Source organism: Oerskovia sp. USHLN155, from assembly GCF_037145535.1.
Classification (GTDB): Bacteria; Actinomycetota; Actinomycetes; order Actinomycetales; family Cellulomonadaceae; genus Oerskovia; species Oerskovia rustica.
On record NZ_JBBCXG010000006.1, the window covers coordinates 19,521 to 32,700 of the forward strand.

At 71.6% G+C, this 13,180-nt stretch carries 12 protein-coding genes and 7 tRNA genes; 8 read left to right on the plus strand and 11 right to left on the minus strand.

Features of this window, described 5'->3' with window-relative positions; genetic code table 11:
• Window positions 1–124: 124 nt before the first annotated feature.
• The 7 genes from WFH32_RS09655 to WFH32_RS09685 form a co-directional block, all read right to left on the minus strand.
• The gene (locus tag WFH32_RS09655; protein WP_336707176.1) at window positions 125–1,105 is read right to left on the minus strand and encodes a hypothetical protein; all 981 of its coding nucleotides are present in this window, start codon (window positions 1,103–1,105) and stop codon (window positions 125–127) included.
• A 367-nt stretch (window positions 1,106–1,472) separates the two neighbouring features.
• Window positions 1,473–1,547 (minus strand) — tRNA-Val (locus WFH32_RS09660).
• A gap of 48 nt (window positions 1,548–1,595) precedes the next feature.
• Window positions 1,596–1,666: transfer RNA gene (locus WFH32_RS09665), tRNA-Cys, on the minus strand.
• A 33-nt stretch (window positions 1,667–1,699) separates the two neighbouring features.
• Window positions 1,700–1,771 (minus strand) — tRNA-Gly (locus WFH32_RS09670).
• A 336-nt stretch (window positions 1,772–2,107) separates the two neighbouring features.
• A tRNA-Val gene (locus WFH32_RS09675) sits at window positions 2,108–2,182 on the minus strand.
• 48 nt (window positions 2,183–2,230) lie between these two features.
• Window positions 2,231–2,301 (minus strand) — tRNA-Cys (locus tag WFH32_RS09680).
• Between the two features lie 33 nt (window positions 2,302–2,334).
• Window positions 2,335–2,406: transfer RNA gene (locus WFH32_RS09685), tRNA-Gly, on the minus strand.
• Window positions 2,407–2,610: 204 nt separating this feature from the next.
• Between WFH32_RS09685 and WFH32_RS09690 the strand changes: the two genes are divergently transcribed.
• The 3 genes from WFH32_RS09690 to WFH32_RS09700 all read left to right on the plus strand — a co-directional run bounded on the left by WFH32_RS09690 (window position 2,611) and on the right by WFH32_RS09700 (window position 4,985).
• The gene (locus WFH32_RS09690) at window positions 2,611–3,861 is read left to right on the plus strand and encodes a chorismate-binding protein (protein WP_336707178.1); all 1,251 of its coding nucleotides are present in this window, start codon (window positions 2,611–2,613) and stop codon (window positions 3,859–3,861) included.
• 4 nt (window positions 3,862–3,865) lie between these two features.
• On the plus strand, window positions 3,866–4,732 hold the full coding sequence (locus tag WFH32_RS09695; protein WP_336707179.1) for an aminotransferase class IV: 867 nt from the start codon (window positions 3,866–3,868) through the stop codon (window positions 4,730–4,732).
• A 181-nt stretch (window positions 4,733–4,913) separates the two neighbouring features.
• Window positions 4,914–4,985, plus strand: a tRNA-Val gene (locus WFH32_RS09700).
• A gap of 133 nt (window positions 4,986–5,118) precedes the next feature.
• Here WFH32_RS09700 and WFH32_RS09705 read toward each other — a convergent pair.
• Complete coding sequence (locus WFH32_RS09705; protein ID WP_336707181.1) at window positions 5,119–6,564, minus strand: MATE family efflux transporter; 1,446 nt, start codon at window positions 6,562–6,564, stop codon at window positions 5,119–5,121.
• 95 nt (window positions 6,565–6,659) lie between these two features.
• Window positions 6,660–7,106: a MarR family winged helix-turn-helix transcriptional regulator gene (locus tag WFH32_RS09710; RefSeq protein ID WP_336707183.1), complete on the minus strand. Its 447-nt coding sequence runs from the start codon at window positions 7,104–7,106 to the stop codon at window positions 6,660–6,662.
• A gap of 237 nt (window positions 7,107–7,343) precedes the next feature.
• On the opposite strand from WFH32_RS09710, the gene WFH32_RS09715 reads away from it, so the two are divergent.
• From WFH32_RS09715 to WFH32_RS09730, 4 genes are read left to right on the plus strand one after another with little or no spacing between them, the layout of a single operon-like run.
• On the plus strand, window positions 7,344–8,534 hold the full coding sequence (locus tag WFH32_RS09715; protein WP_336707185.1) for a serine hydrolase domain-containing protein: 1,191 nt from the start codon (window positions 7,344–7,346) through the stop codon (window positions 8,532–8,534).
• A 28-nt stretch (window positions 8,535–8,562) separates the two neighbouring features.
• Window positions 8,563–8,832 (plus strand): hypothetical protein, encoded by a 270-nt coding sequence (locus tag WFH32_RS09720; RefSeq protein ID WP_336707188.1) that lies wholly within the window; start codon window positions 8,563–8,565, stop codon window positions 8,830–8,832.
• 1 nt (window position 8,833) lies between these two features.
• Window positions 8,834–9,103: a LytTR family DNA-binding domain-containing protein gene (locus tag WFH32_RS09725; RefSeq protein WP_336707189.1), complete on the plus strand. Its 270-nt coding sequence runs from the start codon at window positions 8,834–8,836 to the stop codon at window positions 9,101–9,103.
• A 10-nt stretch (window positions 9,104–9,113) separates the two neighbouring features.
• Window positions 9,114–9,593 (plus strand): hypothetical protein, encoded by a 480-nt coding sequence (locus WFH32_RS09730; protein ID WP_191795307.1) that lies wholly within the window; start codon window positions 9,114–9,116, stop codon window positions 9,591–9,593.
• A 136-nt stretch (window positions 9,594–9,729) separates the two neighbouring features.
• Here the strand turns inward: WFH32_RS09730 and WFH32_RS09735 are convergent, their stop codons facing one another.
• Both WFH32_RS09735 and WFH32_RS09740 read right to left on the minus strand, forming a co-directional pair.
• Window positions 9,730–10,743 carry a hemolysin family protein gene (locus WFH32_RS09735; protein ID WP_191795308.1) on the minus strand — a complete coding sequence of 338 codons (1,014 nt, stop codon included), beginning with the start codon at window positions 10,741–10,743 and terminating at the stop codon, window positions 9,730–9,732.
• A complete protein-coding gene (locus WFH32_RS09740) occupies window positions 10,740–12,152 on the minus strand; it encodes a hemolysin family protein (RefSeq protein ID WP_336707191.1) in 1,413 nt (470 codons plus the stop codon). Before WFH32_RS09740 ends, WFH32_RS09735 begins: the two co-directional genes overlap by 4 nt.
• A gap of 273 nt (window positions 12,153–12,425) precedes the next feature.
• Between WFH32_RS09740 and WFH32_RS09745 the strand changes: the two genes are divergently transcribed.
• Window positions 12,426–13,112, plus strand: a complete 687-nt coding sequence (locus tag WFH32_RS09745) for a DNA alkylation repair protein (protein WP_336707193.1) — start codon at window positions 12,426–12,428, stop codon at window positions 13,110–13,112.
• Window positions 13,113–13,180 lie beyond the last annotated feature (68 nt).

Genomic DNA, 13,180 nt, shown 5'->3' on the forward strand with positions numbered 1-13,180 from the left:
GCTACGGGGCACCTGCCGGACCTTCAAGGGGTGGGCGCGTCCCGCCGTCGGGCCGCGCGGGGCGACCCCGGGCGAGCCCCGCTTCCTGGGGCCGCCCGTCCGGGGCGGCCCCAGGAGCGACGGGCTACGTCGTCCGCGCGTGCTTCTCGATGAACGCGGTGATCGCCGTCTGCTCGGCGGCGACCGCGGCGAGGTCGGGCTTGAACGGGCGGCCGTCGAAGTACCGCGGCTGACTGCCCTCCGGTCCGTGACAGGCGTCGATCGACGTCCGCCACTTCTCGGCGTGCTCACGCCACTCGACGCGGTCGACGATCGCGGGCTCGGTGAACCAGACGTTCCACGTCAGCAGGTTCCCCGGTGCCAGGAGGTTCCCCGACGACAGGTTGAACACGGACATCACGAGCTCGTTGAAGTCGTCGACGAGCTCGTCACCCGTCAGGGCGACGGGCGCGATCTCCGCCGCCAGGTTCGCGACGGCCCAGGCCGTGTCGTAGTGCTCGGCGAAGGGTGGGACAGGGAACCAGTCCGTCTGCCCCGAGCGCCCGGGCAGGACCGGCTCGGACGGCTCGCCGTGCCGATGGATGGGCACCCGGATCGCCTGCTTCTTGTCGGCGGGGAACGGTCGACCGGTCGTCGAGAAGAGGTCCCACAGGAGCTGGACGAGAGGGCTCTGGACAGCGCTCGGGCTGAACCAGATCTTGCCCTCGACCGTCAGGTCGGCTGCGACCGTCCGGCTCGGCTCGTCGACCCACCCGCGCTGCCCCGTCACGGAGACCTCGATGTTGAGCGTCCCGAACGACGGCGAGCACGCGCCCTGCTGTGGGCAGATGACGGAGTACACCCGACCGGCGTTCGTGTACCCGACGCGCGAGATGTCCGGGGCGAACATCTGGTAGGCGCGCGAGTCCGGCGTCCCGGGGACCGTCTCCCAGCTGAACTCCGGCCACAGGACCGCCTGCTGGCGATCGAGCAGGTCGATGTTCGCCATGTTCTCCAGCAGCGGCAACGACGAGAGGTCGGGATCCGGGTAGGCGAAGGCCGGGTTCGACTCGGCGAAACCGCCGACCCATCCGGGCGGGACGGGCTTGTTCTGGTCAGGTGTCACGTTTCTGCTCCTCGGTAGCTCGACTCGTCCGGCGGCACCCTGCCGGCCGGACCTGAGGAGGGTGATTCCCCAGGCAGTGCCCCCACGTGCGGCCGTGGATCACCGAGCGTGCCCTTCCCGGTGGGTGGCCCGCGCTCGGTGCTTCGGTGCTGGAGTCGTGCCCTGGCGTCGTCGACAGGGGTGCTCCGCGTCACACCGTCCCACGGGTGGTCGCACCGTGCGCGGCGAGAAGGGCCGGGTCTCAGATGCTGACGGGGCAGGGGCTCGTCGGGCGCAGGGAGCGGTGCCGGACGCCGGTCGTGGCCGACGCCTCGTGAGGTCGCGAGCATGAGAAAAGGCCGTCCCGGTGGGGGACGGCCTTTCGTGGTGGTGGGCGATACTGGGATCGAACCAGTGACCTCTTCCGTGTCAGGGAAGCGCGCTACCGCTGCGCCAATCGCCCAGGGCTGATCTGCGAGAGAACAGCGCAAGGGGGTACTGCTGTGCTGAGAGGTGGAGATGGGATTCGAACCCACGTGCACGGCTTTGCAGGCCGCTGCCTCGCCTCTCGGCCACTCCACCAGGTCGAACCCGACAGGTCCGAAGACCTATCCGAGCGGACGACGGGATTCGAACCCGCGACCCTCACCTTGGCAAGGTGATGCTCTACCACTGAGCCACGTCCGCGCTGCCGACCTCGACCGGATCTCTCCGGCGTTTTTCGGCGCGTCACAGACTCTAGCCGACAGATGGGGCAAGAGTCCAAATAGCCCCAGGTGAGAGGGGTGGAGGGCCTGGTTCTCGCGAGTCGCTGCCCGTGGAGGGGGTGAAAGGGGCCGTCCGGGGGCTCGGTCGACGCGGAGTCGCCGCGCGAGGCCGCCGCCGGCAGGTTTACGTCGGCGGGAGCAGCGGCGTGGGGCCGGTGTCACAGGCCTGGCGGCACGGGTCTGGCCGTGCAGGTCCGGAACGTCAGAAGCCCGGGAACGACGAAAGGCCGTCCCGGTGGGGGACGGCCTTTCGTGGTGGTGGGCGATACTGGGATCGAACCAGTGACCTCTTCCGTGTCAGGGAAGCGCGCTACCGCTGCGCCAATCGCCCAGGGCTGATCTGCGAGAGAACAGCGCAAGGGGGTACTGCTGTGCTGAGAGGTGGAGATGGGATTCGAACCCACGTGCACGGCTTTGCAGGCCGCTGCCTCGCCTCTCGGCCACTCCACCAGGTCGAACCCGACAGGTCCGAAGACCTATCCGAGCGGACGACGGGATTCGAACCCGCGACCCTCACCTTGGCAAGGTGATGCTCTACCACTGAGCCACGTCCGCGCTGCCGACCTCGACCGGATCTCTCCGGCGTTTTTCGGCGCGTCACAGACTTTAGTGGACCGAAGCGCCGGGCGTCCAACCGGACGGGCCGCCCCTCGGGGATCGGTAGCGTTGTCACGTGCCAGCTCAGCGATGCCAGAACCCCAGGACCCGCGAAGTTCCGCGGCTTCCTGACGATCCGTCGACGCGGGGCAGGTGGGGCGAATGAGGCGCGGGTCACGCTTCGACGCCCCGCGCGAGGCAGACGGACGGCGCGGACGCCGACCCTCTGACCTGCACGGAGACCACGAGACGGCCAGCACGGCCAGCACGGCCGGCACGGCCGGCACGGCCGGCGTCGCCGTCGACGCACCTGCCGTGGCCGGGGCCGGGTTCGCGTCGTTCGCGGGCCGACACGGCGCGGGCGTCGTCGAGTGCATCGACCTCACCGTCGACTCCGCGCGTCTCGCCGAGGGGCTCTGGTTCGTCGTGGCCGACTTCGAGGACCCGGCGCACGGCGGTCGGGCGCGTGCGTGGCGCTTCGCTCACCACGGGAGGACCGAGGCCGACCTGCCCGCAGACGCGACGCCGTCGGGCGGGGAGGGTGACTGGCGTGGGCCGGGGCCCGACGCCTGGCGCAGCTCGCTGTCCCGCGACGAGTACCAGGCCGCCGTGGCGGCCGTCCGCCACGCCGTGCACGAGGGCGACGTCTACCAGGCGAACATCTGCCGCGTGCTGGCCGCGCCCCTGCCTGCAGGCGACCGCGAGCCCGACGCCCGGGCCCTTGCGCGCACCCTCGCGGCCGGCAACCCTGCCCCCTACGCGGGCGCGATCCACGTCCCCGCGGTGAGCGGCGTCGACCCCGTGTGGGTCGTGACGGCTTCCCCCGAGCTGTTCCTGCGGCTCGAGGACGGCGTGCTGTCGTCGGGGCCCATCAAGGGCACCGCGCCCACGGTCGACGGCCTGCGGGAGAAGGACCGCACCGAGAACGTCATGATCACCGACCTCGTGCGCAACGACCTGCAGCGGGTGAGCGAGCCGGGGTCGGTCGAGGTCACCGACCTCCTGGCCGTCGAGGCGCACCCGGGCCTCGTGCACCTGGTCTCACGCGTGCAGGGGCGCGTCACGGTCGAGGAGGACGCCCCGGGCGGCCTGTGGGGGCAGGTGCTCGACGCGACGTTCCCGCCCGCGTCGGTGTCGGGGGCCCCCAAGTCGTCGGCGCTGCGGATCATCCGCGAGCTCGAACGCGGACCCCGCGGCCCGTACTGCGGAGCGGTCGGCTGGATCGACGCCGACACGGGAGAGGCGGAGCTCGCCGTCGGGATCCGGACCTTCTGGTGGACCGACGACGAGCTGCGCTTCGGGACCGGCGCGGGCATCACGTGGGGGAGCGACCCGGCCGAGGAGTGGGCCGAGACCGAGCTCAAGGCTGCGCGGCTCGTCGCGCTCGCGTCGGGCGCGCCTGCGGCAGACTGAGGTCATGTCGATCGTCGTGTGGGTGGATGGGTCCTTCGTCGAGCCGCGGGAGCGCGCCCTGAGCGCGCTGGACCACGGCGTGACCGTGGGGGACGGGATCTTCGAGACGTGCGCCGTGTACGGCGGTCAGGCGTTCGCCCTGACGCGTCACCTGCGGCGCCTGGGGCGGTCCGCGGCAGGCATGGGCCTGCCGGCGCCCGACGAGGCGCGCATCCGCGACGGCGTCGCGCAGGTCCTCGCTGCGGCCGGGGAGAGCGCGGGGCGCCTGCGCATCACGGTCACGGGCGGGTTCGGGCCCATGGGGTCGGGGCGCGACGACGGCGAGGAGACGATCGTGATCGCCGCGGGCCCGGCCTCGCCCGGTCCGACGTCGCGGGCCGTGCGCTCGCCCTGGGTGCGCAACGAGCGCTCGGCCGTGGCCGGCCTCAAGACGACCTCGTACGCCGAGAACGTCGTCGCGCTCGCCGACGCCGTCGCGCGCGGGGGGGACGAGGCGATCCTCGCCAACACCGTCGGCGACCTGTGCGAGGGCACGGGCGCCAACGTCCTCGTCGAGGTCGGCGGCGAGCTCGTGACGCCCCCGCTGTCGTCGGGCTGCCTCGCGGGCATCACGCGCGAGCTCCTCCTGGAGTGGGCTGCGGAGGACGGGCTGCCGGTCCGCGAGGCGACGCTCCCGTTCTCGGTCCTCGACCGGCTCGTGCCTGGCCCCGACGGCGGAGCCTCCTCCGGCATGGGCCTCGCCCTCGCGGGGAGCGTGCGCAACATCCAGCCGGTGGTCTCGCTCGACGGTGTCGCCGTGCGTGCCGGGGAGCTGTCGCTCGCGGCGCGCGAGCTGTTCGACCGGCGGCGCAGGGAGCACATGGACCCGTGACGGTGTGGTGCGCGGCGGCCGAGGCCCGGGATCCGGCCGCTGCGGGCCCCGCGGCGCTACGCTGGGGGAGTCCCGTCGCGGCGGGCTGGGAGGCCGGCCCGGAGGCCAGTTCGCGATCTGGGTCGAAATACGGCTAATATCTTCCAGGACGCACGGCCGGACCGAGAGGTTCAGTCGCAGCGGGCGATTGGCGCAGTGGTAGCGCGCTTCGTTCACACCGAAGAGGTCACTGGTTCGAACCCAGTATCGCCCACCGAAACAGAAGGCCCTCGATCAGCGGAAACGCTGGCCGAGGGCCTTCTGCGTTGTGCAGCGTGCGAGGAACGTACGGAGAGTTCCGCCCGGCCTGGCCGACGACGGTTGCCTCCCGAGCACCCGTGGCCGGGTCAGGTCGCGGCGGGTGCGAGCGACTGCTCGGCGCGCTCTGCGCTGCCGGTGGCGAGCCCACGATCGATCGCCCGGCGTGACACGAGCCACATCACGACGGCGACGAGGAGCACGGCCGACTCGGAGACCGTCAGCGACCAGACGATGCCCGAGAGCCCGAACCAGAGGTTCCCGAGGATCACGATCGGGATGAAGAGGACGCCCTGCGCCAACGAGATCACGATCGCCGGGGTAGCGCGCCCCGTGGCCTGGAAGAGCGAGGTGAGGAGTCCGGTGAACCCGTTCATGACCATCGCGACGAGCTGCGCCGTGAGGATCGTGACGCCGACCGTGAGCATCGAGGGGTCGGTCGAGAAGGCGGAGAACAGGGGCTCGCGGAAGGCGAGCACGGTCGCCGCCGAGACCAGGGAGATGCCGCCCACCGCAAGCGCGGAGACGCGCACGGCCGAGCGGAGACGGTTCCGGTCGCCCTTGCCGTACGCGTAGGCGAGCAGCGGGAGGACACCGAGCGTGACGCCCATGACGAGGAACTCGGGCACCTGGGCGATGCGGACCGCGACGCCCATGGCGCCGAGCGCGCTGTCGCCGTAGGCGACGGCGAGGTTGTTGAGCACCAGGGACGTCACGATCAGGAAGGACGCCTGGAGCAGCTCGCTCACACCGACGCCGAAGACGGGCTTGAGCACGGAGGGGGAGAGCGTGAACCAGCGCGGAGCGAGGCTCGCGTGCTCGCTGTTGCGGTGCAGCCAGAGGGCGAAGTAGGCGACGAGGCCGAGGTTCGACAGGCCCATCGCGAGGGCCGCGCCGGCGACGCCCTGGTGCAGCACGAGGATGAGCAGGACGTCGAGAACGACGTTGGCGATCGTGGAACCGATGAGGCCGACCATGACCTGGCGGGCGGCACCCTCGGCGCGCACGAGCTGTTCGAGGCAGAACGCTGCGGTCAGCACCGGCACGAAGGCGAGCATGACGCTCACGTAGGCGTTCGTCGCGGGCGCGGCAGCGGCGTCCGCGCCCAGCAGCGATACGAGGGGGTGCAGCAGGAGCAGACCGAGGCCGCCGAAGACAGCCCCGGCGATCACCGACCCCCAGAGGGCGAACGACGAGACGTGCTTGATCCTGCCGGCCTGCGCCGGGTCGCGGTCCACCGCGCCGAGCATCCGGGAGACGAGCGCGCCGCCGCCGACGCCGAACACGCCGCCGATCGCCATGACGAGACCGAGCAACGGTGTGCCGAGCGTGATCGCGGCGAGGAGCGCACTGTCGTGGAGCGAGCCGACGAAGCCGGCGTTGATGACGTTGTAGACCGCGCCGACGATCATCGCGGCCGCCATGGGCACGCACAGGTGCACCAGGGCGCGGACGACGGGCGCGGACGCGAGGTACCAGTGATTGGTGCCGACGTCGTCCGTCGTCACCGTGGGTTCGAGGGTGCTGGAGCTCATGACGGCTCCTTTCGGGCAGGGTCGAGCGCGCGTCGGCGGGCGCCGACGCGGCGAGGTGGAAGGGGTGGTCGGTGAGGGGCGAAACGCCCTCGCGGTTACGAGCGGGTGGGCTGCGGCAGCTCCGCGGTGATCTTCGTGAGCAGGGAGAGCAGGGTGGCCCGTTCCTCGGGGGTCAACGGGGCAAGGATCGTCTCGTCGGCCTGGGCCATCGCGACGTCGAAGCCGGCGATGAGCTCGGTCCCCGCCGGTGTGGCGAAGACGCGCTTGCGGCGTTCGTCACCGCTCTGCGTGCGGCGCTCGATGAGTCCGCGGCGCTCGAGCCCCTGCAAGAGGCTCGAGACGCTCGCCGCGCTCGTGCGGCTGACCGCTGCGATGTCGCGCTGGATCGCACCCGGATTCTGCACCAGGTAACCGAGCACGAAGGCCTGCTCGTGGCTCAGGTCGCGCTCGCGGATCCAGTCCTCGCCGACCTTGCGCTGGGCCCATCCGATCCAACGGACCAGCTCGAGGCTGCTGGAAAGTCTGATGCCCTGTTCGCTCATGGTTAGAAGGCTAATGATTTGAGCCCTAACTGTCAACCATCGAACTGATGCTCGCGCGGTCCCCGTCACCGACGGCCCGGTGTCGGCGTCGACGGTGACCTCTCCCTGACGACCGCTCAGCCCTCCCCCGCGCCCTCTCGGCCCGAACCCGTTCCCCGCGGCCCCGCCCCCTCCGTACGTTCGCCGTGTCACCGAGCGCTCGACCGAGATCGCTCGACCAGCACACGAGGAGACGACATGAGACGGCGCGGGAAGATCGCCTGGGGGATCACGGGAGGCGCCATGGCGCTGCTCCTGGCGGGAGCCGGAGCGCTGGCGTACGCGAACCGTCCCCTCTCGCGGGCGCAGGTCGACCAGGCCGTCGAGGAGCGGCTGCGCGACGCCGTCGCGGGCGACCCGACGCTCTCCAACGCGTTGCTCACGGTGTACTCGGGTCCGGAGGACCGGCTCCTGCAGTACGCGGTCGGCACCGAGCGGGCGGGCAGCGACGTCCCCGCGCGGACCGACAGCCCGTACCACTCGGCGAGCGTGGGCAAGACGATGCTCGCGGCCGTCTACGGGCAGCTCGTCGACGAGGGCACGCTCACGTTCGACGACCCGGTCGCGGCCTGGCTGGACGCCGAGACCCTCGCCGACCTGTTCGTGGTCGACGGCACGGACCACGCGGCCGAGGTGACGGTCGGGCAGCTCCTGGCGCACACGTCGGGCGTGGCCGACTACTTCGAAGGGCCGGTGACCTCGGGCGTACCGGTCCTGGAGCAGGTCGCGGCCGACCCGGACCACCTCTTCACGGCCCAGGAGCTGGTCGCGTTCTCGCGGGACCACCAGGAGCCGGTCGGTGTCCCGGGGGAGACGTTCGCCTACTCCGACACCGGCTACCTGCTCCTGGGGCTCGCGCTCGAGCGCATCGAGGGCGCGCCCTACGCGCAGGTCCTCGACGACCGCCTGTTCACGCCCCTCGGCATGGCCGGCAGCCGCCTCCTGACCGAGTTCGGCGAGGGCACGGACATCCTGTCCCTGACGGCCGACGGCGTCGACATCAGTCGGCGGAACGCGCTCTCGGTCGACTGGGCGGGCGGGGGAGTGGTGACCACGATGGACGACCTGCTGCTCTTCCTGCGGGCGCTCATGGGCGGCGACCTCGTCTCGGACGAGACGCTCGCCACCCTCACGAGGTTCGAGCACGACGTGGACAAGGGCATCGGCTACGGCATGGGCATCATGCAGTTCCGTTTCTCGGAGCTCTCACCGCTCCTGTTCGCGATGTCCGACGTGCACGGCGCGGTCGGCGCCACCGGGACGTACGCGCTGTACGATCCGAGCGGCGACACGTACTACATCGCGAACTTCGGCTCGCTCGACCACCGCCAGAAGGCGATCGAGGAGCTGGTGCAGGTCCGGTTGCTGGTCGACCGCCTGCGGGACTAGCCGGACCACGACGGGGCAAGGACGATCCATGGTGCAGCTGGTCTGCTCGCCAGCGGTGGCGGAGCGGCTCCGTCGGGAGCTCGCCGCCGTCGGGATCGCCGTCGACGACGACGGGTGGGCCCTCGTCGAGCGCGGCTTCGACGTCCCCGCGGGCAGTCCCGCCGTCGTGTTCGACCCGCTCGACCACGTCGAGGTCGTGCGGATGCTCGCGACAGGGCTGCACGAGGGGACCACGGGTCCGCCCCGGATGCTCACGGGCCCAGAGCGGCAGCTCGTTCACGGTCATCGCACCGCGTGAGGTGCGCTACTTCGAGGCCGCTGCCGACGGGATCGTCGCGTGCACCGCCACCGGGCGCTACCGCGTGCGCGAGACGTTGGCGCACTACGAGTCGGCCTGGGCCGGGCTGGGGTTCCTCCGCGTGAACGAGTCGCAGCTCGCGAACCTCCTGCACGTGACCGAGATCGTGCCCTGGTTCAACTCGCGCTACGTGCTCCGCCTCACCGGTGGCGCCGAGCTCGAGGTGTCCAAGACCTACGCCAAGCGCCTGCGCAGCGCGCTGAAGATGTGAGGAGGAACGTATGAACTTCCGGAACGTCGTGAGCTCGTTCTTCCTCGGCCTGGGGATCGGCGTCGTCGTGATCCTGGCGAACCCTGGCGCGGGCGACCCGGGGCTGTGGGCGCTGACGGTTCTGGCGAGCGGTGGCATCGGGCTGCTCGTGGGGCTGGTCACCGAGTGGCTCACGTCGCTGCTGCCGATCCGGCTCGCCCGCCCCCGCACCTACTTCCTCCTCAACGGGCTCGTCGCGCTCGTGACGACGGCCGCGATCATGCTGGGCCTCGCGGGGCTGGCCGCCGGGACGGGGGCGGGGGCCGGACCGCAGGGTGCTGCGCGGGACTGGTGGCCCGTCGTCGGGCTCGTGCTGGCCATCGTCGTCGTCGCGAACGTCGCCGACTACCTGGTGTTCCGCTGGACGAGGGCGCGGCTGCGCAGGATGCAGGCGTCGCTCGGCCAGGCTTCTCGTGAGCAGGGGTCGGCCGAGCCGCCCGACGCGGACTGATTCGTGCGGCGCGCACACCCCACGGACGGTCCACGCCCCACCGGCAGCCGCGAGCACGACGACGGCGCCCCACCCGGTACTTCGACCAGGTGGGGCGCCGTCGTCGGTAGGCCTGCGCATCACCGGCCCGCACAGGTCACGCCGCGGCGACCTCCCGGGGGAAGAGGCGCGCCATGACGTCCGACAGCGCGATGACCCCGGCGACCGTGGCGCCGTCGGTCACGACCGCGAGGTGGTTGCGGGTCTCGCGCATCTGCGCGAGGGCCGCGTAGACGGGCACGGACGGCTCGAGCGTGAACGGCGGCCGCATGAGGTCCGCCGCGGGCCGGTCGACGTCCACGTCGAGCGTGTCGCGCACGTGCACGACGCCCGAGATGGCGGTGTCGTCGCCGAGCAGGATCCGCAGGTGGCCTGACGTGCGTGTCGCCTCCTGCACGTCGTGCACCGTGGCGCTCAGCGGGACCATGGTGGGCCGGCCCCGACCGGTGAGCAGGTCGCCCACGGTGAGGGTCTGCAGGTCTAGGGCGCCGGAGAGCTGGGCGAAGTACGCCGGGTCCAGGGCGCCGACGTTGGCCGAGTGCTCGACGAGGTGGCGCAGGTCGTCGGCGCTCTGGCCCGAGGCGACCTGGCCGGTCGGCTCGACGCCGACCTTGACGAGGCACCAGTTGGCCATGTCGTTGAGCCCCGTCAGCAGGGGGCGGGTCAGCCACATGAAGCCGCGCATGGGGATCGCGAGCAGCGTGGCGGACGTCTCGGGGTGGGCGATGGCCCACGACTTGGGCGCCATCTCGCCGACGACCAGGTGCAGGAACGTCACGATGATCAGGGCGAGGACGAACCCGGCGGCGTCGGCGACCCACAGCGGGGCGCCCCACGCCTCGAACGCGGGCGTGAGCCAGTGGTGGACGGCGGGCTTGGTGATCGCGCCGAGGGCCAGGGTGCAGGCCGTGATGCCGAGCTGGGACCCGGCGAGCAGCACGGTCAGCTCGGTCGAGCTGCGCAGCGCGGCGCGGGCCGAACGGCTGTTCGGGGCGGCGTCCTCCAGACGGTGCCGCTTGGCCGCGAGCAGCGCGAACTCGACGGCGACGAAGAACGCGCTGAGCGCGATGATGACGACGGTGATGGTCACGACGACCCAGGGGTTGCTCATCGGTCGCCCTCCTCGGTCTCGGGCGCAGCAGCGGGCGTGGTGTCGGGTGCGGGGACCGGCCGGTCGTCCGTCGGGAAGGTCACGCGGACCAGGGACGGGACGTGGCGCTCGACCTCGATCACGTCGACGCGCATCCAGGCGGGCTCGGGCTCGGCCGCCAGGGCCAGGTCGGCGGGGTCGAGCGGAAGCTCGACGACGATGCCCTCACCGGGTTCGAGCAGCGAGCCGTGCTGGTCGATCACGAGGCCGGCGATCGTCTCGTAGTCACCTCGCGGCAGGTCGCGGCCGATCGCGCGCTCGACCTCGTCGATGTGGGTGTCTCCGGGCATGACCCAGATCCCGTCGTCGTCGCGCGGGGCGATGGTCGGTGTCGCGGGGTCGTGCTCGTCGGTGATCTCCCCGACGAGCTCCTCGGCCAGGTCCTCGGCCGTCAGGACGCCCGCGAACCCGCCGTACTCGTCGATCACGCACGCGAGCTGGTTGTGCGTCTCGGTGAGCTCGCGCAGGGCGTCGGGCAGGCTCATCGCGGTCGGGATCACGACGACGGGGCGCATGAAGTCCTGGGTCCGGACGTCGTCGCCGTGCGTCGTCGTCAGGACGTCGACGAGGTGGACGACGCCGACGACCTGGTCGTCGTCGGCCAGCACCGGGTAGCGCGAGTGGCCGGCCGCCATCCGCGCCCGCACCTCTCCCAGGGTGTCGTCGACGTGCACGACGTCCACGTGGGCGCGGGGGATCATCGCGTGCTCGACGTCACGCTCGGGGAAGTCGAGGATGCGGTCGAGGAGCACCGAGAGCTCGCCCGGCAGGTCGCCGCTCTGGCGCGAGTCCGCGACGATGTGCTCGAGGTCGCGGGCCGTCGCCGAGTGCTCGACGTCGTGCACGGGCTCGATCCGCAGCGCCTTGAGCAAGAGGTTCGAGGCCTGGTCGAAGACCTTGATGAGCCAGCCGAACACGGCCAGGTAGATGGTCGTCGAGCGGGCGAGCCACAGGGCGACCGGCTCGGGCCGTGCGATCGCGAGGTTCTTGGGGAACAGCTCGCCGAAGATCATCTGGACGAACGTCGAGAACACGAGCGCCAGGACGGTGCCCACGGCGATGCCGACGCCGGTCGGCACACCGACCCCGCCCAGGGCCGTGCCCAGGGACTCACCGACGAGCGGCTCGGCGACGTAGCCGACCAGCAGCCCCGTCACGGTGATGCCGAGCTGGGCGCCCGAGAGCATGAAGGACGTGCGCTTGGTGACGGCCAGGGCGCGCTTGGCACCGGCGTCCCCCGTGCCGGCGCGCGCGCTCAGGCGCGACCGGTCCACGGCCATGTACGCGAACTCCTGGGCGACGAAGTAGCCGGTCACGGCCGTGATCGCGACGATCACGACGACGCCGAGCAGCAGTGTCAACACCCACATCAGAACCTGCACCCCCTCGTCGCAGCATCGGTGGCCGGCACAAGGGGGTTCGTACTGTCTGCGTCCATGTCTCTCTCAGATCGCGGGTGGATTCCGACAGGTCAACGCGGAAGCGCGCCCGTGCGTTCCCGGAATCCCGCACCGATTCTCGCAGCGTCCGGCCCGTGATTCCACCAGGAGGACGGCCGCGGGGATCGCCGCGGCGCACGGGACGGGCGACGTAGGGTGTGAGCGACGCCCGACGACCAGACCGACCAGACCGAGGAGGCCTACGTGGCGACGACTGCCGTGACCGAGGCGACCGTCAGCGACGTGCTGACCGAGCTGGCCGCCCTGGAGGACCCGAAGATCCGTGCGGTCAACGAGCGCCACGGGGACGACCACGGCGTCAACCTCACCAGGCTGCGCGCGGTCGCGAAGTCGCTCAGGACCCAGCACGAGCTCGCGGGGCAGCTCTGGGAGACGGGCGACACCGCAGCGCGCCTCGTCGCGATCCTGATCTGCCGCCCCAAGGCCTGGTCGGCCGACGAGCTCGACGCCATGCTGCGTGACGCGCGCGTCCCCAAGGTGCACGGGTGGCTCGTCAGCTACGTCGTCAAGAAGAGCCCGCACGTCGAGGAGCTGCGCACCGCATGGTTCGCGGACCCCGACCCGGTCGTCGCGAGCGCCGGCTGGGCCCTGACGACCGACCGGGTCGCGAAGTCCCCCGAGGGCCTCGACCTGCCCGGGCTCCTCGACCGCGTCGAGGCCGACATGAAGGACGCTCCCGAGCGCCTCCAGTGGGCCATGAACGAGTGCCTCGCGAACATCGGCATCCACCACCCCGCGCTCCGCGCCCGTGCGGTCGAGATCGGCGAGCGGCTCGAGGTCCTCAAGGACTACCCGACGCCCCCGGGCTGCACGTCGCCGTTCGCGCCGACGTGGATCGCGGAGATCGTCCGCCGCCAGGCGATGGCGTAGCGGATCCCACCCCCGGCCCGACGGCGGCACGTCGCCTCGGGGAGGTCGCACGGGCCGACGTCCGCGGC